Origin of the sequence: Janthinobacterium sp. CG3 (assembly GCF_000344615.1) — a bacterium.
Classification (GTDB): domain Bacteria; phylum Pseudomonadota; class Gammaproteobacteria; order Burkholderiales; family Burkholderiaceae_D; genus Janthinobacterium.
On sequence record NZ_KB467824.1, the window covers coordinates 1,530,059 to 1,556,771 of the forward strand.

At 66.8% G+C, this 26,713-nt stretch carries 22 protein-coding genes; 8 read left to right on the forward strand and 14 right to left on the reverse strand.

The features are described from left to right. Positions 1-181 precede the first annotated feature (181 nt). The gene (locus JANGC3_RS0106535; protein WP_017875684.1) at positions 182-757 is read left to right on the forward strand and encodes a helix-turn-helix domain-containing protein; all 576 of its coding nucleotides are present in this window, start codon (positions 182-184) and stop codon (positions 755-757) included. Positions 758-813: 56 nt separating this feature from the next. Here the strand turns inward: JANGC3_RS0106535 and JANGC3_RS0106540 are convergent, their stop codons facing one another. Further along, a complete protein-coding gene (locus JANGC3_RS0106540) occupies positions 814-2,703 on the reverse strand; it encodes an SAM-dependent methyltransferase (protein WP_026132647.1) in 1,890 nt (629 codons plus the stop codon). 107 nt (positions 2,704-2,810) lie between these two features. Further along, positions 2,811-3,374 (reverse strand): TetR/AcrR family transcriptional regulator, encoded by a 564-nt coding sequence (locus JANGC3_RS28560; RefSeq protein ID WP_017875686.1) that lies wholly within the window; start codon positions 3,372-3,374, stop codon positions 2,811-2,813. Between the two features lie 197 nt (positions 3,375-3,571). On the opposite strand from JANGC3_RS28560, the gene JANGC3_RS30670 reads away from it, so the two are divergent. Then, positions 3,572-3,862: an antibiotic biosynthesis monooxygenase family protein gene (locus tag JANGC3_RS30670; RefSeq protein WP_081611782.1), complete on the forward strand. Its 291-nt coding sequence runs from the start codon at positions 3,572-3,574 to the stop codon at positions 3,860-3,862. A gap of 154 nt (positions 3,863-4,016) precedes the next feature. After that, positions 4,017-4,247 (forward strand): amidase family protein, encoded by a 231-nt coding sequence (locus JANGC3_RS34050; protein ID WP_442789072.1) that lies wholly within the window; start codon positions 4,017-4,019, stop codon positions 4,245-4,247. On the opposite strand, the gene JANGC3_RS0106555 is transcribed toward JANGC3_RS34050, so the two are convergent. The 3 genes from JANGC3_RS0106555 to JANGC3_RS0106565 form a co-directional block, all read right to left on the reverse strand. Next, positions 4,189-6,372 (reverse strand): prolyl oligopeptidase family serine peptidase, encoded by a 2,184-nt coding sequence (locus tag JANGC3_RS0106555; protein WP_026132648.1) that lies wholly within the window; start codon positions 6,370-6,372, stop codon positions 4,189-4,191. The two genes, JANGC3_RS34050 and JANGC3_RS0106555, sit on opposite strands and share 59 nt — an antisense overlap. Before the next feature lie 276 nt (positions 6,373-6,648). Next, a complete protein-coding gene (locus JANGC3_RS0106560) occupies positions 6,649-9,081 on the reverse strand; it encodes a putative bifunctional diguanylate cyclase/phosphodiesterase (RefSeq protein WP_017875689.1) in 2,433 nt (810 codons plus the stop codon). Positions 9,082-9,089: 8 nt separating this feature from the next. Then, the gene (locus tag JANGC3_RS0106565; RefSeq protein ID WP_051068235.1) at positions 9,090-9,737 is read right to left on the reverse strand and encodes a methylamine utilization protein; all 648 of its coding nucleotides are present in this window, start codon (positions 9,735-9,737) and stop codon (positions 9,090-9,092) included. A 365-nt stretch (positions 9,738-10,102) separates the two neighbouring features. Here JANGC3_RS0106565 and JANGC3_RS0106570 point away from each other — a divergent pair, with 365 nt between their 5' ends. Beyond that, complete coding sequence (locus tag JANGC3_RS0106570) at positions 10,103-11,884, forward strand: GGDEF domain-containing protein (protein ID WP_035788306.1); 1,782 nt, start codon at positions 10,103-10,105, stop codon at positions 11,882-11,884. A gap of 25 nt (positions 11,885-11,909) precedes the next feature. On the opposite strand, the gene JANGC3_RS34055 is transcribed toward JANGC3_RS0106570, so the two are convergent. From JANGC3_RS34055 to JANGC3_RS0106605, 7 genes are all read right to left on the reverse strand, one after another. Next, positions 11,910-13,280 carry a tetratricopeptide repeat protein gene (locus JANGC3_RS34055; RefSeq protein WP_017875692.1) on the reverse strand — a complete coding sequence of 457 codons (1,371 nt, stop codon included), beginning with the start codon at positions 13,278-13,280 and terminating at the stop codon, positions 11,910-11,912. 309 nt (positions 13,281-13,589) lie between these two features. Further along, positions 13,590-14,354: a metal ABC transporter permease gene (locus tag JANGC3_RS0106580; protein WP_232429668.1), complete on the reverse strand. Its 765-nt coding sequence runs from the start codon at positions 14,352-14,354 to the stop codon at positions 13,590-13,592. Beyond that, the gene (locus JANGC3_RS0106585; protein WP_017875694.1) at positions 14,354-15,271 is read right to left on the reverse strand and encodes a metal ABC transporter substrate-binding protein; all 918 of its coding nucleotides are present in this window, start codon (positions 15,269-15,271) and stop codon (positions 14,354-14,356) included. The genes JANGC3_RS0106580 and JANGC3_RS0106585 overlap by 1 nt, the downstream gene beginning before the upstream one ends. Positions 15,272-15,281: 10 nt before the next feature. Continuing rightward, positions 15,282-16,631, reverse strand: coding sequence for a hypothetical protein (locus tag JANGC3_RS0106590; protein ID WP_017875695.1), 1,350 nt, complete (start codon positions 16,629-16,631; stop codon positions 15,282-15,284). Between the two features lie 80 nt (positions 16,632-16,711). After that, positions 16,712-17,023, reverse strand: a complete 312-nt coding sequence (locus tag JANGC3_RS0106595; protein ID WP_017875696.1) for a hypothetical protein — start codon at positions 17,021-17,023, stop codon at positions 16,712-16,714. Positions 17,024-17,246: 223 nt separating this feature from the next. Further along, on the reverse strand, positions 17,247-17,882 hold the full coding sequence (locus JANGC3_RS0106600; protein ID WP_017875697.1) for a 3'-5' exonuclease: 636 nt from the start codon (positions 17,880-17,882) through the stop codon (positions 17,247-17,249). A gap of 70 nt (positions 17,883-17,952) precedes the next feature. Further along, positions 17,953-19,203 (reverse strand): Hsp70 family protein, encoded by a 1,251-nt coding sequence (locus JANGC3_RS0106605; RefSeq protein ID WP_026132651.1) that lies wholly within the window; start codon positions 19,201-19,203, stop codon positions 17,953-17,955. Between the two features lie 198 nt (positions 19,204-19,401). Here JANGC3_RS0106605 and JANGC3_RS28570 point away from each other — a divergent pair, with 198 nt between their 5' ends. Next, positions 19,402-21,435, forward strand: a complete 2,034-nt coding sequence (locus JANGC3_RS28570; RefSeq protein ID WP_157406486.1) for an Ig-like domain-containing protein — start codon at positions 19,402-19,404, stop codon at positions 21,433-21,435. A gap of 69 nt (positions 21,436-21,504) precedes the next feature. Here the strand turns inward: JANGC3_RS28570 and JANGC3_RS34210 are convergent, their stop codons facing one another. Further along, entirely contained in the window at positions 21,505-22,182 is a 678-nt protein-coding gene (locus tag JANGC3_RS34210) for a YidB family protein (RefSeq protein WP_332307808.1), read from the reverse strand. A gap of 32 nt (positions 22,183-22,214) precedes the next feature. Here JANGC3_RS34210 and ligA point away from each other — a divergent pair, with 32 nt between their 5' ends. The 3 genes from ligA to JANGC3_RS0106630 are packed head-to-tail and all read left to right on the forward strand — an operon-like array spanning position 22,215 to position 24,645. Further along, the gene (gene ligA / locus JANGC3_RS28575) at positions 22,215-23,204 is read left to right on the forward strand and encodes an NAD-dependent DNA ligase LigA (protein ID WP_017875701.1); all 990 of its coding nucleotides are present in this window, start codon (positions 22,215-22,217) and stop codon (positions 23,202-23,204) included. Positions 23,205-23,228: 24 nt separating this feature from the next. After that, entirely contained in the window at positions 23,229-23,771 is a 543-nt protein-coding gene (locus tag JANGC3_RS0106625; protein ID WP_232429669.1) for a GNAT family N-acetyltransferase, read from the forward strand. Positions 23,772-23,823: 52 nt separating this feature from the next. Continuing rightward, positions 23,824-24,645: a TlpA family protein disulfide reductase gene (locus JANGC3_RS0106630; RefSeq protein ID WP_017875703.1), complete on the forward strand. Its 822-nt coding sequence runs from the start codon at positions 23,824-23,826 to the stop codon at positions 24,643-24,645. Positions 24,646-24,746: 101 nt separating this feature from the next. Here JANGC3_RS0106630 and JANGC3_RS0106635 read toward each other — a convergent pair whose 3' ends face one another. Next, positions 24,747-26,711 carry a methyl-accepting chemotaxis protein gene (locus JANGC3_RS0106635; RefSeq protein WP_157406487.1) on the reverse strand — a complete coding sequence of 655 codons (1,965 nt, stop codon included), beginning with the start codon at positions 26,709-26,711 and terminating at the stop codon, positions 24,747-24,749. Positions 26,712-26,713 lie beyond the last annotated feature (2 nt).

A 26,713-nucleotide genomic window follows, 5' to 3' on the forward strand; every position in this document is an offset into this window, starting at 1 on the left:
GTGTATTGGTGTGGCGGCCGCTTGACCGATTGTCGCACTATGTTGTACCGTACCTGCGCCTGGAGATGTTTTCAGAGTTTACACTCTTTTCCAACAGCACCCTCGAATTCCGTTATGTCGAACTCAAATTCAATATAATGGATATTACCCAAGCCTATTGAACTTTGCAAGCCTCTCCCAGATGAAAACACCCGTTTCGACCAATTCTCCGCCCGAAGTCGGCGCCACGCTGCAAAAACTGCGCCTCGCGCGCGGCCTGACACTGGAGGATTTGTCGCGCATCGCGGGGGTGTCGAAGTCGATGCTGTCGCAGATCGAGCGGGAGAAGGCCAACCCCACCATCGCCATCACCTGGCGCCTGGCGAACGCGCTGGGGGTGGCGATCGGCGAGCTGCTGTCGAGCACGGTAAAAAGTGTCGAGACCATCCGCGTGCTCGACGCGCACGAGACGCCGACGCTGCCGGGCGACCACGCCGGCTATGTGCTGCGCATTCTCGGGCCGATGGAATTGGCCGGGAAGTACGAGTGGTACGAGTTGACGCTGGCGCCCGGCGGCGAACTGGTGTCGCAGCCGCACGATCCGGGCACCACCGAGCATTTGACGCTGCTGCACGGTTCGATGGAGATCGAAGTCGGCGCGGCCAAGCGCAGGGTCAAGATCGGCGGCACCGCGCGCTACCCGGCCGACCAGCAGCACGCCATCCGCAACACCGGCAAGACCGAGGGCAAGGCGCTGTTGGTGGTGATTCACCGTTAAGGCGTGGTAGCTCGGGTTAGCCCAACGGGCGTAACCCGACTGGCGCCGGCGGCGGCTTAGCGCAGCGTCGCCCGCATCAGGCGCGTGACGCCGCCCAGCCGCAAGCCATCCTGGCGCCCGGACAGGTAGCGTTCGCTCAACTGCGGCGCGCTGAACGCCTCCACATCGGCAAAGCCGATCTTCCCCAGCATGTCCGCCAGCTGCGCCGGGTCGAAATAGCTGTTCCACGGTTCGCCGCGTTCGGCCGCTTTCGCCGACATCATTTGCAGCGCGGTGCGTTCGGCCGGCGCGAGCAGCTCCGGGTCGGCGCCGTAATCGAACACCACGCCGCTACCCGCCGCGCAGGAGGCGATGTAGCGCAGCGTCTCGTACACTTCCTCCTGCTCCAGGTACATCGTCACGCCCAGCCACGAGAAGAACGCCGGCTGGTCGGAGCGGAAGCCGGCTTCGGCCAGGCCGGCGGCCAGCGTCGAGCGTTTGAAATCGAGCGGCACGTAGCTCAGCGCGGCGGGTTCGGCGATGCCGGCCGCGGCCAGGCGCTCGCGCTTCCACCGCTGCGTCGCCGCCAGGTCGACCTCGAAGATGCGGCTGTCCGCCAGCGCCGCGCCGCGGAAGGCGTAGGTATCGAGGCCGGCGCCCAGCACCACGTACTGGCGCGCGCCGTCGCGCTGCGCGACGGCCCAGGCGTCCTCGGCGAGCCGGCTGCGCACCGCCAGCGTGGCGCGCAGCGCCGTCGACATCGGGTCGGTGTAGCGGCCGATGCTGGCGCGCACGGCGGCCTCCTCCACCGGCCCCAAAATGGTCAGCGCCAGCGGATCGTCGAACACCAGCGGCGCGTCCAGCAACTGGTGCGCGGCGCGCAGCACCGCCACCATGTAGGCGCTCGGCTTCGGCCCGGCCACCGCCTCGTCCGGCGGCCGGTGCAGCTGCATGATGGCTTGTTGCACGAAGGCGATCAGGCGGGCGTCGACGCCGACGCCGCTCGACAGGTCCGGTTCGGCGTGGAAGGCGGCGCGCACCTTCAACTCCAGGGCGGCGTCGTCGCCGGCGTAGGATAGCCGGAACAGCGCCTCCCAACGGCGCGCCAGCGCCTGCACGGCCGGTTCGTCGAGGCCGGCGCCGGCGTCCATCTGCCGGCGCAGCTGCTCGATCAGCGGATGCCATTGCGGGGCGTGCGCAACCATGCGCCGGCGCACCTGCTCGAACTCGGCCGGCGTCAGATGGCGTTCGAACAGGCTGGCGCGGGCGCAGGCGAAGGCCGCCAGTATCCATTCGATCATCGCCGGCGTGATGCCGGTGATCTGCTGCGCCCTGCTCTCGCTTTCCTGCATGGTTTGCAGCTTGATGGCCAGGCCGATGTCGCTGCCGGTGCCCTGGTCGAGCAGGCGCATCCAGCGCTGCGCCAGCGAGCGCGCCAGTTCGCCGCTTGCCGGCAGCGCCTGGTCGAGCGCGTTTTGCACCTGCGCGATCAACGCCTTCCAGGCGCTGTCGGCGGCCGGGCCGGCCTGCTCCTGGCGCGCGCGCAGCGCGCCCAATTCCGCTTTTGAAAAGTATTTTTCGTACATTGTCATTTTCTCCATGAGGGTGAGCCACTCGTCGACGCTGGTATCGCGGCCGTCGCTGAGTTCCCTGAGCATCAGCCGAAGGCGCTGTCCGAGTCGCTGTCCACGCTGGACCTGATCGTCCACAGCGGCGATCTGGTGCGTGATGACGTCGACCGGCGAGATACCGGTGCCGTCCAGCAGCGCGCCGATGTCGGCCAGCGAACAGCCAAGTTGCTTCAGGGCGTGGATGCGGTGCAGGCGCACCACGTCGTCCTGGTTGTACAGCCTGAAGCCGCTGTTCGAGCGCGCCGACGGGGAAAGCAGACCGATGCTGTCGTAGTGGTGCAAAGTGCGTACGGTCAGACCGGCCCGCTTTGCGAGTTCACCAATTTTCAAGGGCATCGCCGCTTCCTCCATGCAAACCATCGTAGAACCTGACGTAAGGTCAGGATCAAGGGAAAAATCGTTTTGACACAAATATGGAATGGGCGGCTGGGGGCGGCCGATGCCTAACACGTCATCAGCAAACGTTCCAAGGCGCCGATTTGCGCCTCGGTGTAGGCGGCTAGCCCGCGCTCGCGGGTCAGCAACTCGCCCATGGCCCAGGCATAGATGATGTGCGCCCGCACTTGCGCCTCGCCCGCCTCCAGGCCCAGCTCCCCCAGCAACTTGGCCAAAAAATGCACGCGCCTGTCGTGCACGCGACGCAGCACGGCAGCCAATTCCGGGTTTTGCCCGCCCAGGTGGTTGATGGCCTCGTAAAACTGGATATCCATCCGACCCACCTTGCGCAGCAGAAAACGCAGTTTTTCAATGGCGCTGCCCTGCTGGCGCTCGACCAGCGCCATCACCTGCTCGGTGGCCCGGGCTTCCCAGCGCTCCACCACCGCCAGCATGAAACTGCCCGCACTCTCAAAGTGCCAGTAAAAACTGCCGCGGGTGACGCCCAGGCGTTTGCACAGCGGCTCTGCTTTCAGCGCCTGCGCCCCCTCGTCGCGCAGCACGGTCAAACCAAAATCAAGCCAATCTTCGCGTGACAGGCGCTGCTTCGGGGCGGCCGGCGGTTGGATCATTACGACTCCTAAAAAAATTCAAACAACGGGGGCGGTTGTGGCGCGACGCGGGCAAATCATATCCTACCAGGTTAAGATTGCAATATTGGCAACGGCGCGGTATAGTCTTACCATACATACTGTACTGACGGTCGGCAGGCCGATTCGCCGCCGACTGCCGGTACGCCGCCGCCGATTTATTAACGCTGGAGAAAACCATGTTCGCAAGAGTGACCCATGTTCAATCAAAACCCGAAAAACTCGATGAAATCGTCGCACTATTTCAGGATTCCGTCATGCCGCTCTTGAAGCAGCAGCAAGGATTTAAGAGCAGCTTGCTGCTGACCGACCCGGCCACCGGGAAAGGCATGTCAATTACGATATGGGAATCGGAAGCGGATCTGCAGGCTGGCGACAGCAATGCCGTGCTGCTGGAACAGGTGCTCAAAGTCATGCCCTTGCTGGCCGCGCCGCCGGTGCCGGAGATTTTCGTCGCCGCTTTGGCATAAGGCTATTCTGTGGCAGCGCACAGGGCGTATCCGTGCATACGACATGGCTATACCAGAGCGCTGCACCGCTGCTGCCGGGCTTGAAGCAAGGTGCGATCAACAGTCGCGGTTTGCTCGCTACCTATCCGGCACGGATTGACGTGCGGCGGCGGCGCTGGCGGCGGGATTTAGCGCGCTGGAACTGGGCGGCGATGTCGGCGGTTCGATCCGCATTCCGGCCCACTTTTGCGGCGTGTGTGGATTTCATGGCCGGCGCCGCGCAAAGCCAAAGGCGGGCGACGCCGCCGCCCGCCCCGTTGCGCCCGCCTATCCCGGCGCCGTGGCGCTTACTGCGCGGCGACCTTGGCCGGTTCGCCCGCCTCGTTCATCCGCAGCGCGCGGCTGAGGAAGCCCCAGCGGTCGGCCACTTCCTCGATCTGCTTGGCGGTCGGCTTGCCGGCGCCGTGGCCGGCCTTGCGGTCGATGCGGATCAGGATCGGCGCCGGGCCGCCCTGCGCCGCCTGCGCGGCGGCGGCGAACTTGAAGCTGTGCGCCGGCACGACGCGGTCGTCGTGGTCGGCGGTGGTGATCATCGTGGCCGGGTAGCAGCGGCCCTTTTTCACGTTGTGCAGCGGCGAGTAGGCCATCAGCGCCTTGAACTCGTCGGCGTTGTCGGACGAGCCGTAGTCCGATGTCCAGGCCCAGCCGATGGTGAACTTGTGGAAGCGCAGCATGTCGAGCACGCCCACCTGCGGGATCGCCGCGGCGAACAACTCGGGACGCTGGGTCATTGCCGCGCCGACCAGCAGGCCGCCGTTGCTGCCGCCGCCGATGGCCAGCTTGGCCGGCGAGCTGACCTTGTTATCGACCAGCCACTCGGCCGCGCCGATGAAGTCGTCGAACACGTTTTGCTTGTGCAGCTTGGTGCCGGCGGTGTGCCAGGCCTCGCCGTATTCGCCGCCGCCGCGCAGGTTGGCCATCACGTAGACGCCGCCCATTTCAAGCCAGGCCAGGTTGGCCACCGAGAAGGCGGGCGTGAGCGAGACGTTGAAGCCGCCGTAGCCGTACAGGTAGGTCGGGTTCGAACCGTCGAGCTTGATGCCCTTTTTCGAGACGATGAACATCGGCACCTTGGTGCCGTCGCGGCTGGTGAAGAACTGCTGCCGCGTGTCGAAATCGCTCGGGTCAAAGTCGACCTTTGGCTGGCGGTAGACGCTGCTCTTGCCGGTTTTCATGTCGTAGCGGTAGATCGTCGTCGGCGTCGTGAAGCTGGTGTACGAGTAGAAGGTTTCGGTGTCGCCGCGCTTGCCGCCGAAGCCGCTGGCCGAACCAATGCCCGGCAGCGCCACCTCGCGCACCGGCTTGCCTTTCAGGTCGACCACCTTGACCTGGCTGCGCGCGTCGCTCAGGTACTCCAGCACCAGTTGGCGGTTGACGATGCCGGCGTTGGTCAGCGTCTGGGCCGCCTGCGGCACGATCTCCTTCCAGTTGGCCGCTTGCGGGCGGCGCGTGTCGATGGCGACCACGCGCGATGTCGGCGCCTTGTTGTCGGTCATGAACCAGAACACCGGGCCGTCGTTGTCGATGAATTCATAGGACGCGTCGAAGCCGTCGAGCAGGGTGGCGACCTTGCCGTCCTTGCGCCGCAAGTCCTTGTAGAAGACGCGGTTCTTGTGCGCCGTGCCCTGGGTGGCGGTGATCACCAGGTAGTTGCCGTCGTCGCTGACTTTGCCGCCGAAACCCCATTCCTTCTGGTCCGGGCGGTCATAGACCAGCACGTCGCTGCTTTGCGGCGTGCCGACCTGATGGAAGTACAATTTCTGGAAGTAGTTGATGTCGGCCAGCTTGGTGGCCTCCTGTGGCGCGTCGTAGCGGCTGTAGAAGAAGCCGCCGCCATCCTTGGTCCATGAGGCGCCGGAAAATTTGACCCACTTCAGCTCGTCGTCGAGGTCCTTGCCGGTGTCGATGTCGCGCACCTTCCAGACGTTCCAGTCGGAGCCGGAGGCGGCCGTGCCGTAGGCCAGGTATTTGCCGTTCGGGCTGACCGAGGTGCCGGCCAGCGCCACGGTGCCGTCGGCGGCCAGGGTGTTCGGGTCGAGCAGCAGGCGCGGCGTGTCGTCCAGCGACGCCAGCGTGTACAGCACGGCCTGGTTCTGCAGGCCGTCGTTGCGGCTGTAGAAGTAGCGCCCGCCCTCTTTGAACGGCACGCTGAAGCGCTCGTAGTTCCACAGCTTGGTCAGGCGCTGCTTGATGCCGTCGCGCCCGGCGATTTGGCCCAGGTAGGATTGGGTCAGCTGGTTTTGCGACTCGACCCAGTCGTGGGTCTCGGCGCTGTTGGCGTCCTCCAGCCAGCGGTAGGGATCGGCGACCTGGGTGCCGTGGTAGTTGTCTTGCTGGTCGCCGGTCTTGCTGTTCGGGTAGCCGGGGGCCGCGCCGGCGCCGAAGGCCGAGGCCGGGCAGCTCTGCGCGCCGGCGTTGCCGCCGAGGCTGGCGATCAAACTGAATATCAGGGTGGCGCTACGTACATGCATGGGTGATCCGTATCATCGAAGAGCAAAGTGGATGGCGGCGCCGGGCCGGCGCCGCCGTTGCAGGACAGGATGGGGTGGGAGGAAAATCCGACCGCTTCTTTCGCCGATGAAATCATAGCGCGAAATGTGGCTTTTAAAGCACACTAATCGCGCCGCCCCGCCATATTTTATTTGGCCGCCCGCCGCGGTTTTGCAGGCCGGGTTAGCCCAAGTCCGTTGCACGGCGTGGGCGACCCGACTGGCGTCGACAGCGCCTCGGCGTCCGATGACGCCGGGCTAATCCGAGCTGCGGCGCTGTGGCGTCGTCGTCGCCGGCGCGCGCGCCCGCCATGTGGCCAGCCAGGCCAGCAACTGCTCGCCGGGCATCGGCCGGCTCATGAAGTAGCCCTGGCCCTGGTCGCAGCCCATTTCGGCCAGCAGGCGCCAGACCGCTTCGCTTTCGATGCCCTCGGCGACGACGCGCAAGCCCATGTTGTGGCCCAGGTCGATGGTCGAGCGCACGATCTTGGTGTCGCCCTCGTCGTGCTCCATGTTGAGCACGAAGGATTTGTCGATTTTCAGTTCGTCCACCGGCAGCCGTTTCAGGTAGGCCAGCGAGGAGTAGCCGGTGCCGAAGTCGTCGATCGACAGGTCGACGCCCATCGCGTGCAGGCGCTCCAGCGTCAGCTGGGCGCGCACCGGGTCGTCCATGATCGCGCTCTCGGTGATTTCCAGACAGAACGAGGACGGCTGCAAGCGATAACGCGCAAGGATCTCGGCGAATTTCACCGGCAGGTTCTGGTCCAGCAGGTCGCGCGTCGACAGGTTCACCGACACTTTCAAGTGCACGCCCTCGGCCGCCAGTTGCTGGCACAGCGCCGCCGATTTCTCCAGCACCCAGCGGGTCAGCACGCGGATGAAGCCGCTCTGCTCGGCGAACGGGATGAAGTCGTCGGGGAAGACGTTGCCGCGCTCGGGGTGCTGCCAGCGCACCAGCGCCTCGACGCCGACCACGTCGCCGCTGCCGAGCATGATCTTCGGTTGCACGTGCAGGCGGAACTGCTCGCCCTCGATGGCGTTGCGCAGTTCGGTCAGCAGCGACAGGCTTTGCTCGCTCGCCTTGTCCAGGCCGGCCTGGTACACCACGGCGCCGTCGTTGCGCTGCTTGGCCGCGTACATCGCCACCTCGGCCATGCTCAGCAAGGCTTCGCCGGTGTCGGCGTGCGACGGGTAGCCGGCGATGCCCAGGCCGGCGCCGATGTCGACCATCTGGTCCTCCAGCGACAGCGGGCTTTCCAGCGCGGCCAGCACCTGCGCCGCCGTCAGGCGGGCCTGCTCCAGGCTGGCGTTGGGCAACAGGATGGCGAACTCGTCGCCGCCCAGGCGCGCCACCTGGGCGGCGCCGTGCCGGTCCTGCGCCAGTTGCAGTTGCAGGCGCTCGGCCACCTGGCGCAGCAGCGCGTCGCCGAAGCTGTGGCCCATGACGTCGTTGACGTGCTTGAAGCGGTCCAGGTCCATCATCAGCACGAACACTTGCTCGTCGCGGCGGCCGGCCTGCTCGATCGAGTCGTCCAGCAGCAGCACGAACTGGGCGCGGTTCGGCAGGCCGGTCAGCGAGTCCCAGTACGCCAACCGGCGGATTTCCTGTTCGCGCTTGGCGATCCCGTCGCGCATGCTCTCGAAGGCCTGCGCCAGCGCGCCGATCTGGTCGTCGCGCTTGATGTCGAGCTGGCCCTTGTAGTCGCCCTGTTCGAGCCGCTTGGCGGTGGCCGCCAGCGCGCTCAGCGGCTGGGCGATGCGCTTGGCGGTGAGCACGCTGGCGAGCGCGGCGACGCCGATGCCGGCCACGCTGAGCGCCAGCAACAGGCGCCGCAGGCTGGTGTATTCGGCCATCGCCTCGTCGATCGAACGCGCCAGCACGACGCTGGCGACGCGCGCGCCGTCCTGGCCGATCGGCAGCAGGCGCGCGCTGTAGTGGCTGCCCTCGACGTCCAACTCAAGGTCGACGACGGCGTCGCTGTCGAGCTGGGCCGACAACGGCGCCGCCGGCAGCGCCTGGATGCGCGCCAGCGCCGGGCCCACCGACGTCACCGGCAGCGTGGTGGCGGTGGCGAGCCAGTCGCCGCCCTCGTCGCGCGTCAGGACCGCCACCTGCAGCGAGGAGATGTCGCGCATGTCGTTGGCCAACTGGCGGTCGATCGGGAATGCCATGACGACGTAGCCGATGATAATCGGCGCGCGCACCGGCACCACCACGATCTGGTAGGGGCGCCGCTCGACGATGGCGATGCCGCTGGCGCCGTCATACTGCTCGGCCTTGTCGAGCATGCTGACGACGAGTTGCTCCAGGCCGGCCGACTGGGCCGCGTTGGTCGAGGCCTTGATGGTGCGCTCGGCGCCGACCAGCATCGTCAGCGAGGCCTTGATGCGCCGCCCGCTGTTGGCCAGCGCCGATTCGATGGTGGCGCGGTCGCTCTCGTCGTCGTTGCCGATGGCCTGCACGAAGGCGGTGTCGCGCGCCAGCACGCTGGCGCCGAAGCGCAGCTTTTGCGCGTTCTGTTCGAGCAGGCGGCGGAACACCTTGGCGCCGGTGCCCAGCTCGGCGCTGATGGCGCTGCGCGCGTTGCTGGCGATGCCCTGCTGGATCACCAGCAGGCCGAGCACCTGGACCACCACGATCAACACCAGGAACAGCGTGACGATCCGGCTTTCGAGACTGCGAAAACGCATGGTCGCGCCTAGTAACTGGCGTTGGCGTCGGCGTCGGCGGCGCCGGCCGGCTTGAGCGCGAGCTTGAAGGCAGCGGCGGTGACGCCGTCGGCCTTGACGGCGACGGCCTGCTCGGCCGTGGCGCCGCCGACGGCGTGGTAATGCCAAGCCTTGAGCACGTATTTGCCGGCCGCCGGCAGCTCGATCACGGCCGCGCCGGCGGCGTCGGTCTTGGCGAAGTACGGCGTGTCGACGACCTTGATGTAGGCGAGCATCTTGTCGTGGATATTACAACCGAGCACGACGGTGCCGGCCTTGTCGAACACCTGCGGGCTGGCCGCCACACCCGAATACAATTTCTGGTCGAATTTCTTGGCCGGCGAAAAGGAATAAATGTGGTGGCGCACCTTGTCGTTATTCGGGAAGCTGACGCTGCTGCCGGTTTGCACCACGCTCACCAACGGCGCGAATTTCAAGCCCTTTTGCTCGATCGAAGCCGGCCGCGGCGGCCTGGCCGCGGCGCCGTCGGCCTCGGCGTACACCACCACGTCGGCCAGCGGCAGGCCGGCGCCGTCCCTCACCTGCACCGCGATCCCGGCAGCGGAGGCGGAGGCGGAGGCGGCCGCCAGCAGGGCGGCCAACACGGTCGTGCGACGAAGCGTTGCGGAGATAGTCATGCTGTAATCCTGGCGAGTGGGATAGTCGGGCGGCGCGGCGAAGACGACCTTGCCGGTGGGCCTATTGTAGCCCCTGCGAAATCTTCCCCAAAGAAGATTTAGGTGCCGGGCAGTATTTCCTTTGAGAAAAAATAACTGCATTTCATTAAGATGTCACATACCGGCATTAGAATTGGCAATATGACCATGGCCCCAGGGCCGTGCCGACCGCCCAGCACCGCCACCAGACCGCCGCCGTGAACTCTACCTTGCCGCTCGCCCTCTTCGCCCACCTGCCCGCCGCGCCGGCGCCACCTTCGAAGGCCGTGCATTTGCGGGCGGTGCCGGCGCCGCCGGCGCTCGCGGAACCGACTTCGGAGGACGACATGTTGCGTGAACAACTACTCGACATTATTGCGACGCGCCATCTGAGCGCCTTGTTCCAGCCCATCATCCAGATGCAAAGCGGCGACGTCATCGGTTACGAGGGCTTGATACGCGGGCCGTCCGACAGCCCGCTGCACGCGCCGATGAAGCTGTTCAAGGTGGCGCGCGCCAACGGCTTGACGCTGGAAGTGGAGCACCTGTGCCGCCAGGTGGTGCTGGAGCGCTTCGCCGAACTGGATCTGCCGGGCAAGCTATTTCTCAACGTCAGCCCGGAGTGCCTGCTGCTGCGCCACGACCGCCACGGCCACACGCTCGATTACATCGCCCGCATCGGCATCAACCCGGCGCGCGTGATCATCGAGCTGACCGAAAACCAGCCGACCTACGATTACGAGTTGATGCGCGAGGCGGTATTGCACTACCGCAAGATGGGCTTCCAGATCGCCATCGACGACCTCGGCGAGGGCTTTTCCAGCCTGCGCCTGTGGTCCGAGCTGCGCCCCGAGTACGTCAAGATCGACATGCATTTCATCCAGGGCATCAACCACGACCCGGTCAAGCTGCAGTTCGTGCGCTCGATCCAGGAAATCGCCGAACAGTCGGACACGCTGGTGATCGCCGAGGGCATCGAAACGCAGGCCGAGTTGCTGGTGCTGCGCGACCTTGGCGTCGCCTTCGGCCAGGGCTACCACCTGGGGCGGCCGCACGCGGCGCCGGCCAGCGCCGTACCGGCCGCGGTGCGCAAGGCGCTGGGCGGCAACGGCGTGGCGGTGTACCCGCAACGCAGCGGAATCGAGAAGAACGCCGTGACTATTTTTAAACTGTTACAACAGGTGCCGGCGGTGTCGCCGGCGCTCAGCAACAACGAGGTCTACGAGTTGTTCCTGCGCGAACCCAAGCTGTTGATCATCCCGGTGGTCGACGCCGGCGTGCCGCTGGGGCTGATCAGCCGCTTCGACATGATCGACCATTTCGCCCGGCCCTACCAGCGCGAGCTGTACGGCAAGAAGCCGTGTACGCTGTTCATGGACGCCAACTCCTTGATCGCCGACAAGGACACCAGCCTGCAGGACCTGAGCTTCAGCATGGTCCAGGGCGACGCCCACCACCTGTTCAACGGCTTCATCATCACCGAGCACGGCCGCTACCTGGGCATGGGCCGCGGCCACGACCTGATGCGCGAGATCACGCAGATGCAGATCCACGCGGCGCGCTACGCCAATCCGCTGACGCAGTTGCCGGGCAACGTGCCGATCAACGAGCATATCGAGCGCTTGCTGGAAAGCGACAGCCGCTTCTGGGTCTGCTATTGCGACCTCGACCACTTCAAGCCCTTCAACGACGTCTACGGCTACCGCCGCGGCGACGACGTGATCCAGCTGTGCGGCGACATCCTCAGCCGGCACTGCGACGCCAACCGCGACTTCATCGGCCACATCGGCGGCGACGACTTCATGATCCTGTTCCAGAGCGAGGATTGGGAGGCGCGCTGCCACGCCATGCTGGCGCAGTTCGGCGCCGCCATCGACGACTTCTATAGCATCGACGACCGCGAACGCGGCGGCTACCTCAGCGAAGACCGCCAGGGCATGAAGGTGTTTTGCTCGCTGATCGGCTTGTCGCTGGGCGTCATCAAGGTCGAACCGCGCCAGTACCACACCCACCACCAGATCGCCACGGCCGCCGCCGAGGCCAAGAAGCAGGCCAAGAAAATCCACGGCAACAGCCTGTTCCTCGACCGCCGCCAGGAGCCGCAGGGGCAGCCGCGCCGGCCGGTCTGATCGCGGCTAACCGGGGTGGCGGCCGTCAGCCCCGGTGCGCCTGGCGCCACTGCCGCGTCAAATCCAGCGCCGAACCGATTTCCGCCGCCGTCATTCTGCCGGCGAGCACGCCGCGGTTGCTGTTGGCCGTCTCGTCGCCGGCCTCCGCCGCCAGCGAAATCCACATATAGGAGCGCACCGGATCGCGCTCGACGCCGCGGCCGCTGTTGTACATGCCGCCCAGATTGTACTGGGCCAGCGCATGGCCCTGCTCGGCGGCGCGGCAGTACCAGCGCACCGCCAGCGCGTCGTCCTGGGGCACGCCGTGGCCGTTGGCGTACATCACGCCGAGGTTGTTTTGCGCGCTGGCGTCGCCCTGGTCGGCGGCGATCCGATACCAGTGCACCGCGCGCTCGTCGTCCTTGTCAACGCCCTGGCCGTTGGCGTAAATGACGCCGAGGTTGAACTGCGCGTTCGGCGCGCCCTGCTCGGCCGCCTTGCGATACCACGTCAGCGCCTGTTGCAGATCGCGCTCGACGCCGCGGCCGGCCGCGTACATGCCGCCGAGATTGTATTGCGCCAGCACGTGGCCGTGCACGGCGGCCCGGCTGTACCACGAGAACGCCTTGACCTCGTCCTTGTCGACGCCCTGCCCCTTGGACAGCATGACACCCAGGTTGAACTGGGCATCGGCGTCGCCCTGCTCGGCGGCGCGCGACAACCACGCATAGGCGCGCAACTGGTCCGGCGCCACGCCCAGGCCCTCGGCGTAGGCGACGCCGACCTGGCGCTGCGCGACGGCGGCGCCCTGGGCGGCGGCTTGGCGGAACCACGCCAGCGCCTGTTCGTCGCTCTGCGCCACGCCTTGTCCGTGCTTGTAGACCAGCCCCAGGTTGAGCTGGGCGGTGGCGTCGCCTTGCAGCGCGGCCTTGCGGAACCAGGCCAGCGCCAGGGCGGTGTTTTGCTTGGCGCCCAGCCCGCGCGCGTAGGCCTCGCCCAGCAGCGACTGGGCGCTGGCGATGCCCTGTTCGGAGGCGCGGTAGAACCAGGCCAGCGCCAGCGAGTCGCTTTGCGGCACGCCGCGGCCCTTTTTATACATCTGGCCGAGGTTTTGCTGGGCCGACGCGTCGCCTTGCCGGGCCGCGCGGCGGAACCAGAAGACCGCTTCCTTGTCGCTCTGGGCCACGCCGCGGCCGTTGTAATACATGGCGCCAAGGTGGTTCTGCGCGAAGGCCAGGCCTTGCAGGGCCGCCAGGCGCAGCCAGATGAAGGCGCGCTCGTCGTCGCGGGCGATACCCTCGCCCTTTTTGTACATCAAACCAAGGTTGAATTGCGCGTAAGCGTTACCCTGCTCGGCCGCCGTCCGAAACCAGACGTAAGCCTGGTAGTTTTCCTTGGCGGTCTGTCGATTGTTCATGCTCGTCCCCGGCACTCAAATCAGCGTTGAACCGGACCAATGCCGGGCCTTCACCGGCACCTGGAACAGCCCCGGCCGGCGAATTTGGTCATACCTGAATATGTTGTTCAAATTATAAAACTTGGTTCGGCGGGGGCGTTTGACACGACTCAATGTTGATGACAAAATGTCATTTTATGGTTGAGTTCGCCAACAGATATTTCCCGTTGGATTTAAATGCGAAAAAACCCGCGGCGATCGCTCGCCGCGGGTTCTCTGTGATGCGCCGGCGCCGGGCAAACCGGCTACAGCAACGGCCCTAGCTTCGCTTCAGCGCGGACGCGCCGGTTTCGGGCCGAAGGCGTACACCAGCGTGGCCAGCAGCGTCAGGCACCAGACGATCAGCGCGCCGGACGGCAGGTCCAGCACGGTCGACAGCACCAGCCCGCTCAGGTAGCCGGCGGCGCCGACGCCGTAGGCCAGCGGCAGGCGCTGGCCGGTCGGATAATGCCGCACCGCCAGGCTGGGCACGATCAAACTCGTAAACACCAGATACACGCCGACCAATTGCACCGAGGCCGTGACCGCCAGCGCGAAGATCAGGTAGAACCCCAGCCGGCTCAGGCGCTCGTTGTAGAAGTACAACACCGCGCCGACCAGCACCGTGCCGAACAGCGGCGCCAGCAGTTGTTGGTAGCGCACCCACAGGATCTGGCCGGCGAGCAAGTCCTGCAGGTGCTCGCCGCCGTGCGGATTGTGCGCCACCAGCAGCAGGCCGCCGGTCGCCGCCAGGATGAACAGCACGCCGATCTGCGCCTCCTGCACCTCGGGCCAGCGTTTTTCGGTCCAGGTCAGCAACAAGGCGCCCAGCACGGCGGCGATGCCGGCCGCCGCCTGCACCGCCCAGCCTTGCGGATCGAGGTCGCCCGAGCCGGCGATGATGACGCCCAGCGCGGCGATCTGGGCGATCGCCAGATCGATGAAGACGATGCCGCGCTTGAGCACTTGCGCGCCCAGTGGAATATGCGTCGCGAGCACCAGCAGGCCGGCCAGGAAGGCCGGCAAGATGATCATCAGATCGATCTGGCCCAGCATCACTTGGCCGCCTCCAGCAGGCGTTGCACGGTGCTGTCGAAGAAGCCGAACAAGTCCTTGCTCCTGTCGTCGGCGCCCACGGTGAACGGCAACACCACGGCCGGAATGCCGGCCCGCTCGGACAGCCATTGCGAGGCGCGGCCGTCCTGGTAGGCGGCGCGCAACACCATCTTGGCCGGTTGGCGCTGCAACTGCGCCAGCAGCGCCGACAGGTGCGCCGCGCTCGGTTCGACGCCCGGCTTGGGTTCCAGCGTGCCGACCTGGCGCAGGCCGAGCCAGCCCATCAGGTACTCCATGTTTTTATGGTGTTCGACGACGGCCAGCGACTTCAACGGCGCGGCCTGCTTTTCCCATTTCAGCGTGGCGGCGCTCCAGCGCGCCGAAAAGTCCTTCAGGCGCGACTGGTACTCGGCGGCGTTGGCCGGATCCACCTCGGCCAGGCGCTTGCCCAGCGCGGCGGCGACCAGCGCGATGTTGTGCGGGTTTTGCTGGATGTGCGGGTTGCCGGCCGCGTGCACGTCGCCCTCGCTGCGGTCGACCTTGCCGGGTATGTCGAGCCGCGGCACCACGGCGCCGGCCTCGAAGTTGCCGGGCTGGCCGGGGGCGATCTTGGCGTTGCCCGATTGCTGCAGCAGCACCGGCAACCAGCCCACCTCCAGCTCCAGGCCGGTGCACACCAGCAAGTCGGCGTTGCGGGTGCGGGCGATCAGGCTGGGGCGCGCTTCGACCCGGTGCGGGTCTTGCAGGGCGGTGGTGGCGCTGCCCACTTTCACCTTGTCGCCGCCCAGTTCCTTGCTCAGCGCCTCCCACTCCGGCTCGCAGGCCAGCACGTTGATGGCGGCGTGCGCCGACAGCGGCGCCAGCGCGGCGCCGGCCAGCGCGGCGGCCAGCCAGGTTTTGTTGAATGTCGTATGCATTGCCAACTCCTTAGAAAGCGTGGGCCGCGTGCGTGCCCAGGCTCATGATGTACTGAAGGAAAATCTGCTTATCGACGACACCCGGACGCGTCTTGTCGCGCGCCAATTGCAGGCGCAGGCGCGAAAACTCGGACGGGCTGTAGTCGAACATCAGGCTGGCGCGCGACGGCGCGTACGCGTCGAGGATCGGCACGTTGGCCAGCGTCAGCTCGCCATCGAGGTCGCGGCGGCCGGACGACAGGCGGTCGTAGCGCAGGCCGGTGCGCCAGTTCGGCATGAACTGGTAGACGCCCTGCAGATACCAGCCGGACTGGGCGCTGCGGTAGGCGGCGGCGCCGGCGTCGGCGACGTCCAGGCTGCCGCTTTCCTTGTTGCGGAAGTACTCGCCCTGCAGCTTGAAGTTGCTCACGGTCGAATTGCCGTTCGGCGCCCATTTATAGATGGCGTCGGCGATCCACATGGACGACTTGCCGCTGAAGCTGGACAAGTCGTCGATGGCGCGTTCGGTCGCGCCGGTGTGCAGATAGGAGACGCCGGCGCGGTAGCTCGACGAGGCGCCGATGTCGTCGCCGACGTGGGCGAACAGCGAGGTGGCGCCAACGCCGTTCTTGTTGCGCTCGTTGCCGGGGAAACCGCCGCCGGCGGACACTTCCATGCCCAGTTCGACGAATTGGTCGGTCGGCGCCAGCCACTTCGCCTGCACGCCGTCGGCCTTGTACTGGCCGCCGAAGAAGGCTTGGTAGGCCAGCGGCGCGTCGACGAAGTCCCAGGTATGGGCGTGTTGTGAGTTCAGGTAGCCGACCGAGGACAGGAAGCGGCCGGCGCGCACGTTCACGCCGTTCGCCAGCGCGCGGGTCTGGACGAAGGCTTCCTCGACTGCGGCCTCGTTCTCGCCGCTGAGGGCGAACGTCAGCTGGCCGGCGAAGCGCGGATCGATATTCGCCGACAGCGTCAGTTCCGACTCGCCCAGGCTGAAGCCGCGCTTGCCGGGGCCGACCTCGCCGCCGGACGGCAGGAAGCCTTGCAGGCGGAAATCGTCCGGGCTGTGCGACAGGCGTGACATCGTGCCGCCCAGAACCAGCGCGACGTTCGGATTGAAGATGTTGCTGGCGGCGGCCGGGTTGGCGGCGCGCGCGTCGACCGGCGCCGGGGCGGCGGCCGGGCCCACGGCGTTGGCGGCGACGGCCTGGGCCTGCTGCAGGCGCAGCTCCAGCGCTTGCAGGCGCGCCTCGTAGGATTCCTTCATGACGCGAATCTGGTCGCGGATCTCGCCCAGCTCTGTATCGCTGGCGGCGGCGGCGACGCCCGGCGTGGAAAACGACACGGCCAGGGCGGCCGCGAGTACGGTGTATTTGAACATGAAAATCCTGCCTAAATGGGATAGATATGGCAAGCCCGCGCGCGGCAAAGCGCGCACCAGGCTGCGGCAATAACTGACAATCAGGCGAGGACGGGTGGCGCGCGGGACTGGAACACGCACACGGTGCGCAGGCAAGTGGTCGGCGTGGCGTAGGCGATGTCGGCCGCGGCGGCGGCATGGCTGGCGGCAACGGCGTGCGCCGGCGTGCCGAGCGCGGAGCCGATCTGGGCGAAGGCCAGGCACTGGGCGCAGCTCTGGTCGGGCGCCAGCGACTTGGCGGCGGCGCGCTGGTGCTGTGCGCCGCCCTGCTCGACGCGGCGGGCGTCGGTCCAATGCGACATGCCGTGCGACAGCCCCATCTGCTGGGAAAGTACCAGCAGAAGCGACAACAAGGCATAGGCAAGGGAGCGGCGTAATCTCACGGCGGATCGGATCGGGGTTGCATCGATGGCAGCATTGTAATGCCGGCGGCGGAATTGCGGCGGATATTTGTGCGCGGCCGCTAACGCGCGTCAAACCAAGGGCGCAACCCTGGGTGCCAGACCCTCAGGGTCCGACTCCGGCTCGTTGCCCTTGCTTGAGCGGGACGTTAGCGGCCTGTTTGCAAAAGACCGGCTACTGCCGGCGCGCCAGCGCCTGCTTTTGCAGGAATTGCGGCACCTTGGCCGCGCTCAGCCGGTTCACCGACACCAGCAGCTCCGGGTCGACGCCGGCGATGCCGTATTCCTGGCCGAGGTGGCGGCCGATGTGGATCAGCACCTGCGCCGCCACTTCCGCGTCCGACTCGGCCCTGTGGGCGGCGCTGTTGAAGCGGATGCCGAGCTGGCCCGACAGCAGGCCCAGCTTGTAGCTGGCCAAGCCGGGAAAGACCCGGCGCGACAGTTTCAGCGAGCACACCAGCCCGCGGTGCGCCGGCGTCAGGCCGAGCCGGCCGCTTTCGGCTTGCAGGAATTTTTCATCGAAGCTGGCGTTGTGCGCCGACAGGGCGTCCCCGCCGATGAACTCCAGTAGGCGCGGCAACACCTGCGCCACCGGCGGCGCGCCGTCCACCATCGCCTGGGTGATGCCGGTCAGGCCGGTGATGAACGAGGGGATGCGGGCGCTGCAGTTGATCAGCGAGACGTAGCGGTCGACCACCTGGCCGCCGACGATGCGCAGCGCCGCCACTTCGGTGACGCGGTCGCCCATGTCGGGCGACAGGCCGGTCGTTTCAAAGTCGATCATGACGATCGGTTTTTCAAACACGTTCATGGGCGTTTCCGCTTTCGCTGTGGGTGGTGACGATGGTGGGGGATGGTGGGGATGGTGACGAGCTGGCAGCCTAGCCGAATTTGCGCACGGCGTCGAGCGCCAGGCCGGCGCCGATGCTGCCGAACAGGTCGCCCTCGACGCGCCGCGCCGACGGCACCAGCGCGGCGATCTGCTCGCGCAGCAGGCGCACGCCGCTCGATCCGCCGGTGAAGAAGACGGTGTCGACCGCCTGCGGCGCCACGCCGGCGTCGCGCAACAGGTTCAGCACGGTCTGCTCGACCGAGGTGCACAGGTGGCCGATGGCGTCGTTGAACTGGCCGCGCCGCAAGGTCAGCGTGTGCGCCGGCGACAGGCGGTCGAGTTCCAGTTGGACCTCGGCGGCGTCGGACAGGGCGATCTTGCCCTCCTCCACCTTCATTGCCAGCCAGTGGCCGGCGCGCTGGTCGATCAACTTTTGCAGGCGCCCCATCTTGTCCTGCTCGCGCGCATCGCGGCAGACGTCGGCCAATTGCACCCAGATCTTCTTGGTGTAGGCTAGGTTGATGGTGTGCCAGGTGGCCAGGTTGAAGTAATAACTGGACGGCACTTCGCTGTTGTTGTTGAGCTTGCTGCCATAGCCGAGCAGCGGCATCACCGACGACAGGCTCAGGTATTTATCGAAGTCGGTGCCGCCGATGTGCACGCCGCCGGTGGCGAGGATGTCGTCGCGACGCTCGGCTTTTTTGGCGCGCTCGGGCGACAGGCGCACCAGCGAAAAGTCCGAGGTGCCACCGCCGATGTCGGCGATCAACACCAGTTCCTCGCCGGCGATCTGCGACTCGTAGTCGAACGCCGCGGCGATCGGCTCGAACTGGAAGGCGACGTTCTTGAAGCCAACCGAGTGGGCCACCTCGGCCAGCGTGTCCTGGGCCAACTGGTCGGCCGCCGGGTTGTCGTCGATGAAGAAGACCGGGCGGCCGAAGACGGCCGAATGCAATTCGCGCCCCGCCGACTGTTCGGCGCGCCGCTTGAGCTCGCCGATGAATTGCGACAGCAACAGGCGGAACGGCAGCGCGCGGCCGCCGACCTCGGTCTGGCCGTCGATCAGGCTGGTGCCCAGCAAACTTTTGAGCGAGCGCATCAAACGCCCCTCGTAACCGGCCAGATAACCGGCCAGTGCGGCACGTCCGAAGCTGACTTCTTCGTCCTCTGCGTTGAAGAATACCACCGACGGCAAGGTCGTTTTACCGTCTTCGAGAGCGAGCATGGTTGGCTGTCCCGGTCGTACCCAACCCACTGTGGAATTTGACGTGCCAAAATCGACGCCGCAAGCATTGGCCATGTCGACCCTTCACGTAATAAAGGGGCGTTATATTAACAGAAAAATTTCTGAAAATGAAGAAATTGCGCGCTTGTGCCGGGCCGCAACGATGCAGAAAAGCTTGCTCCCGATCAAAATCGGCCGCCGCCGCCAAAGATACCCTATGGAAACTGCCTGACCGCGGAGGTCGGGCGCTCCACTTTGAACCGGGGGATCATCTTGAACAGTACAGCAATGGCGGCCTGGGCCGCGGCGGCGATGACGGCGCTGGTCCTGGCCGGCTGCGGCGGCGGCGCCGCCGACCCGCAAACGAGCACCTGCTCGCTGACCAACCCGTCCGGCTGCGGCGGCAACCCGCCGACCGTGCCGGTGACGCCGCCCGTGCCGCCGGCGCCGGCCGACCCGGCCACCCAGGCGGCCTCGGTCGGCCTGCTGTTTAGCAGCACCGAATTGAAGTCGGCCGGCGCCGCCGGTACCGAAGTCACCGTCACAGCGCTGGTCAAGAACGCCGCCAACACGGCGCTGCCCGGCGCCAGCATCGCCTTCAGCGCCGATTCGGGGATCCTGACGGCGGCCGACGCCGTCACCGACAAGAACGGCCAGGCCAAGGTCAAGCTGGGTATCGGCGGCTCGAACGCCAACCGCCGCATCACCGTGCTGGCCAAGGTCGGTGCGCAGAACGGCGCCGGCACCGTCGAGGTGGTCGGCACCACGCTGGCGCTGGGCGGTCCGGTCGTCATCAGCCAGGGCGCCAGCGCCGACTTCACCGCCACCCTGCGCGACTCGGCCGAGCGCGCCATCAGCGGCGCCACGCTGACGCTGAGCGCCAAGAACGGCAACGCGCTGGCGGTCAAGGGCGGCGCGCCAGCCGTCACCAACGCGCTCGGGCAAGTGCTGCTCAGCCTGAAGGGCACGCAGCTGGGCGCGGAGGCGGTGTCGGTGTCCGGCCTGGGCGCCAGCGTCTCGAAGGCGCTGAGCGTCGAGGGCACCGAGCTGCGCATCACACCGGCCGTCGGCAGCGACGCCGGCGGCGCCGAACTACTCAAGGAAGTCGCCACCGGCGCCTGCCAGCCGGTCGACATACGCTACGAAAAGAACAACGTCGGCCAGGCCGGCAGCGTCACCCTGAGCACCTCGCGCGGCCGGCTGTACACGGACAACACCTGTCTGCGCCCGCTGTCGGGCGCGCTAACGCTGGTCAACGGCGACGCGCAGCGCAGCTATGTGGCGTCACCCAACGCCGGCGTCGCCAGCCTCAGCGCGGTCGCCGGCAACGGCCCCACCGCGCTCAGCCGGGTTGAATTCGTCGCCCCGCTGTCGCAGGCCAGCACCCTCACCGTGCAGGCCGAACCGGCCGTGATCGGCAGCAACGCCGGCGCCGCCCAAACCGAACGCAGCGCGCTAACCGCGGTGGTGCGCGACGGCAGCGCCGCCAACAACTTGGTCAAGGGTGCCACCGTGGTGTTCTCCATCCTGGCCGACCCCAGCGGCGGCGCGCTGGCGCAGCCGTTCAGCGTCACCACCGGCAGCGACGGCGTGGCGCGCGCGACGTACGTGGCCGGCCCGTCCGACAGCGGCACGGACGGCGTGCTGATCCAGGCGCAGATCCAGGGCATGGGTACGGCCGTCAGCGGCGCGCTGAGCAGGTTGACGGTGGCCAGGAAGGCGCTGTCAATCCAGTTCGGCACCGGTAACACCGTACTCGACTATTCGCCGTCGCTGCTGCAGCAGGAGTTTTCGGTGCTGGTGTCGGACGGCGCCGGCAACGGCGTAGCCGGCGTCGACATCAGCGTGGCGGCTTGGCCGACCCACTACCGCAAGGGCTACCACCAGTTTGTGACGGACCCGCCCACGACCGCGGGCGGCGCCGTCGACCTCGACAAGGGCCAATGGCAGATGGCGCCGACGTTCTACACCTGCGCCAACGAGGACATCCTGCGCAAGGGCATCTACGAGCCGGCCTATGACCAGAACAACAACGGCGTGCTCGACCCGGGCATTCCGATTACCGTCGGCAGCAGCGGCAAGACCGACGCGCTGGGGCTGACCAAGATCGCGCTGAACTATCCGCGCGACCGCGGCCATTGGGTGAGGGTGGAACTGACGGTGCGCGGCAGCGTGGCCGGCACCGAGGCACTGGCAAGGTCGGCGCTGTGGCTGCCCGCGCTGGCGTCGGACTACGACGACCGCCGTGTTGCGCCGCCAGGCGCGACCAGTCCGTATGGCAGCGGCGCCTGCGCCAGCGCGTTCTAGCGCTAACGCCAGGTATGCCGGGGCCGGCCCGCGCCGCGCCGCTGCGGCGGCGCGGGCCGGGCTGGCCGGTCAGCCGAACAGCTTGCCTTTCAGCAGGCTCAGCCCCTGCTGCAACAAATCGTTGTCGGGCACCTCCCCGTGCGGCGTCAGCTTGTCGATGATCTGCGGCAGCAATTGGGCCAGGCCCGTGGAGGCGTGCTCGGGTTCGATTCCGGCCTGCCGGGCGATCTGGCCGACCGCGTCCGCCCCCAGCGCATCCTTGATCTGCTCGCCCGACACGCTCTGGTTGGCGCCCACCCCGACCCATGATGCGACTTGGTCGCCCAAGCCGCTTTCCTGGAGTTTCCGCAACAGCCCGGGTAAGCCGCCGGCGCTGTCGATCAAACCCATCACGCCGGTGAGCAGCGCCGATCGCGGCATCGAGTCTTGCTGCTGCGCGCCCGACGCCCCCAATACCTGTCCTGCAAGTTGATCTAGCAAACCCATCATAGCTCCTTGGTGATGCTTCATCGGATACCGCGTCGCATCGATTGTACTGCAGGCGCGGCATTTTCGATGTTTGATAGTCATCAATATAGCCCGCTCGTCCTCTAACCGGGCCATTTCTCTGCCTGCCAACCGCATCCGGGCGCTGCGGCCAGCGCAACGCCGGCCCGATTGAGCTGCCTCAATCCGGCCCGTTCCGGCGGGCGCACACTGGAGTGCGTTTTGATCCACCGCGCCGCGGCGCACATGGGAGGCAGGCATGGCAGGCAGGGGAAAAAGGATGGAAGGCGTCGATGAGCGATGAGGCCAGTGCGCTGGTACGCCACCTCGACAAGCTGCGCCGCGAAATCGACCATCACAACTATCGCTATTACGTGCTCGACCACCCGGTGATTTCGGACGCGCAATACGACCAGCTGTTTCGCGACCTGCAGACCATCGAGCTGGGCCACCCCGAGCTGCTGACGTCGGACTCGCCGACCCAGCGCGTCGGCGCGCCGCCGCGGCCCAGTTTCGGCGAAGTGCGGCACCACGTGCCGATGGCGTCGATCGCCAGCGCCTACACCGCGGCCGAGATCGAGGCTTGGGACCGGCACGTGTGCCAGCATCTGGGCGCGCACGGCGACATTTCCTATACGGCCGAGCCGAAGTTCGACGGCGCCTCGGTCAGCCTGCGTTACGAGGGCGGCAAGCTGACGCTGGCCGGCACCCGCGGCGACGGCGCCACGGGCGAGGACGTTACCGCCAACGTGCGCACCATCAACAGCGTACCGCTGCGGCTGCAAGGCAAAGACTGGCCCGACGTGCTCGAAGTGCGCGGCGAGGTATACATACAAAAGACCGACTTCGAGCGGCTCAACGCGGCCCAGGCCGGGGCCGGCGGCACGCCCTTCGCCAACGCCCGCAACGCCGCCGCCGGCTCGCTGCGCCAGCTCGACGCCCGCGTCACCGCCGCCCGCGCGCTGGCGTTTTCGCCGTGGGGCCTGGGCCAGGCGTCTGCCGAGATCGCCCAGACCTATTCCGAGGTCACGCTGCACCTGCGCCAATGGGGCTTTCGCACCAGCGCGCTGTTCGACACCGTGCGCGGCGCCCGCGGCTGCCTCGACTACCACCGCCGCATCGCCGCCCTGCGCCAGCGCCTCGGCTACGAGGTCAATGGCGTGGTCTACAAGGTCGACGCGCTGCGCCAGCGCGAGCGGCTCGGTTTCACGGCGCGCGCGCCGCGCTGGGCCGTCGCCTACAAGTTCGCGGCGCCGACCGCCGGTCCGGCTCCCCTCGGTTAGGGACGTGCGCCCATCACGACAAACGTGAACCTTTCAACCAGGCAGGATGCTATCCTGAGCGTCGTCGTCCCGGTGTTCGCCAAGCGCTACCGGCCATGCTGCCACACGCCTATCCAAAAACTGCTCATGACTTGCAAGCAACTGCCCCATTTCCGCCGAGCGAACTCGCGTGACATTCCCGCGATGTCAAAGATCCGGCTAGCCGTCAGCGAAAATGTTCTGTCCAGCCCCGGTCGTATTACCGAGAAAATGTATGAAGATTATCTGGAACTGCTCGGACGAGGTTGGGTGGCGGAGGTGGATGGGATAGTCGCCGGTTTTTGCTACGCCAGCAACGCGGATGCATCGATTTGGGCGCTGTTCATCGAGCCAAGCCGCGAGGGGCGCGGACTGGGGAAGCAACTGCTCAATATGGCCGTGGACTGGCTTTTTGAGCGGGGTCACGACGTCGTCCGCTTGAGCACCGGTTCGGGAACCAGGGCAGAGCGCTTTTACGCCTCCCAAGGGTGGACCCGCGAGCGAACCGAGGGGAACGATGTTTTCTACCTGCGCGGCAAGCGCCGTTAATTCAGTTTTAAGTGGCATGGGCGACAATGGCAATTTTATTTGCTAGGCAAGCATGCTAAACCTCAATATCGGCCCCTTCAACGTGCAGGTCGCGCACCTGCTGATGCTGGCCGCGCTGCTGGTCGCGGTCGTCGTCGGCAAGCTGGTCGCCCGCGGCGCCAAGCTGAACATTGGCGGCGCGCTGACCGACATGGTGCTGGCCGCGCTGCTGCTCGGCCGCGTGGTCTTTGTGGCGCTGTGGTTCGAGCTGTACCGGCGCCAGCCGTGGAGCGCCTTCGACGTCCGCGACGGCGGCCTGACGCCGTGGGCCGCCCTGGCCGGCGCCTTGGCCGTCGGCGTGTGGCACTGCTACCGCCAGCCGGCCTTGCGCCAGCCCCTGGTGGCCGCGGTCGGGGCCGGCTTGCTGGCATGGTTCTTTTCCGGTGCCAACACCATGCTGGCCGCCGCCAGGCAGCCGTTGATGCCGGCCATCGCCCTGCGTACGCTGAGCGGGCTACCGGCGACGCTACCCGGTTTGGCGCTTGGCAAACCGGCGGTGGTGAACCTGTGGGCCAGTTGGTGCGGCCCCTGTCGTCACGAAATGCCGGTATTGGCAGCGGCCCAGGCGCGCGACGCCGATATCGCCTACATCTTCGTCAACCAGGGCGAGGACGCCGGCGCCGCCGCGCCCTACCTGGGCCAACTGCAGCCGACGCTGTCGAACGTGTTGCTCGATCCGCGCGCGCAACTCGGCAAGAGCGTCGGGTCGAGCGCGCTGCCGACCACCCTGTTCTACGACGCCGGCGGAAAGCTGGTCGACCTGCATCTGGGCACGCTGTCGGAGGCAACGTTGGCCAGCCGTCTGCAGCGCCTGCGCGCGCAGCGTCCGAAATAGGCGCATGTGGGCCGGGACGCGCCGCTCCGCGACAGGGTTGTCGGGTTACGCCCGATGGGCTAGCCCGACCTACGAAAATCAGGCCAACTGAACGGCAAATTTTACAGCTTGAAGACGCTGACGGCGCGCGCCAGCTTGCCGGCCTGGTCCTGCAGGCTTTCGGCGGCGGCGGCGGCCTGCTCCACCAGCGCCGCGTTCTGCTGCGTCACGCCGTCCATTTGCACGATCGCCTGGTTGACCTGGGCAATGCCGTCGCTCTGCTCGGCCGTCGCGACGGTGATCTCGCCCATGATTTCGGTGACCCGGCGCACGCTGGCGACGACCTCGTCCATCGTGTTGCCGGCGTGGTCGACCAGCTTGCTGCCGGCGGCGACCTTGTCGACCGAGTCGCCGATCAGCGTCTTGATTTCCTTCGCCGCGGCGGCGCTGCGGTGCGCCAGGTTGCGCACCTCGGACGCCACCACGGCAAAGCCGCGTCCCTGCTCGCCGGCGCGCGCCGCCTCCACCGCCGCGTTCAACGCCAGGATGTTGGTCTGGAAGGCGATGCCGTCGATGACGCTGATGATGTCGACGATTTTCTTCGACGAATCGTTGATCGAGGCCATCGTCTGCACCACCTGGTGCACCGCCGCGCCGCTCTGCTGCGCCACCGCCGAGGCCGACGCCGCCATCTCGTTGGCCTGGCGCGCGTTGTCGGCGTTCTCGCGCACCGTGCTGGTCAGTTCCTCGATCGAAGCGGCGGTCTCCTCCAGCGAGCTGGCCTGCTGCTCGGTGCGCGCGGACAGGTCGTTATTGCCCTGCGAAATTTCCGCACTGGCCCTGGCGACGTTGTCCGCGCTGGCGCGCACCTCCAGCAAAACCGCGTGGATTTTCTCGACGAAATGGTTGAAGCCGTTGCCGATGACGGCCAGCTCGTCGCTGCCGCGCACCGCCAGCTTGGCGCTCAGGTCGGCGTCGCCGCTGGCCAGGCCGGTCATCGCCTCCCCCAGGGTACGCAGGGGGCGCATCAGGCGCGACACCACCGCGATCAGGATCAAGGCCGTCGCCGCCGCGCAGATCAGGGCCACCGCCAGCGTGTACAGCAACAATTCGCGCGAGGACGCCGTCGCCACGCTTTTCGGAAAGCTTAGCCGCACGCTCCACGGCGCGATATCCGGATACACCATCAACGGTTGCAGCAAGTGGATCACACCCTGGGCGTCCTCGTATTCATAGCTCTGGCCCTGGCGCACCCGCTCCAGGCCGGCCGCCGGCACGTCGTCGGCCTTCTTCCCAAGCAGCTCGGCCGCCGGGTGGCTGGCGTACAGGCCGCCGTTCGAGATCAGGCTCAGTTTGCCGCCCTCGATCACCTTCAGCCCCGTCAAAATCTTGCCCAGACGCGTGAGCATGAAATCGGCGCTGCCGGTGCCCTTGAACTCGCCGTTGATCATGATGGGGGCCACCAGCGAGGCCATCAGCACGCTCTTGCCGTCGACCGGATACGCATACGGTTCCGTGAAGAACACCTTGCCGGTGCGCTTGGGTACGTCGTACCAGTCGTTGGCCCCTGGCGCCGGATCGAAGACGATCGGCTCGACCTGCATCGCGCCGGTGCTGCTGCGCGTCCAGTACGGCATGAAGCGGCCGCTGGCGTCGTACAAGGGCTTCTGGCCGGCGAACTCGGCGTCCTTGCCGTCCAGGGCGTTGGCTTCCCACGTCACGGCCGCGCCGACCAGGTCGTCGGAGCCGGCCAGCGTCGCCTTGACCATTTCGTTGATCTGCTCGCGTTGCAGCGTCTGGTTGCCGGCCTTGGTCGCGCGCATCGCGCCGGCCAGATTGATCACCGCCGCCAGGTTCGAGCCGATCCGGCTTTGCAAGGCCCCGGCCACCTCGCGCGCCGAGGTGCGCGCCAGTTCCATCGCCGCCGCCTCGGCGGCGCTGCTGCTCTTGATGCCGATCACCACCGCCGTCATCGCCAGGCTCAACACAACCAGCGCGGTGGCCGCCACACAAATCTTGCTCTTGAGCGAAAGCGGCAGGCCAGCGAAGGCCGGCGTACCGGGCAGGCGTTTGATGGAATTATTCATGG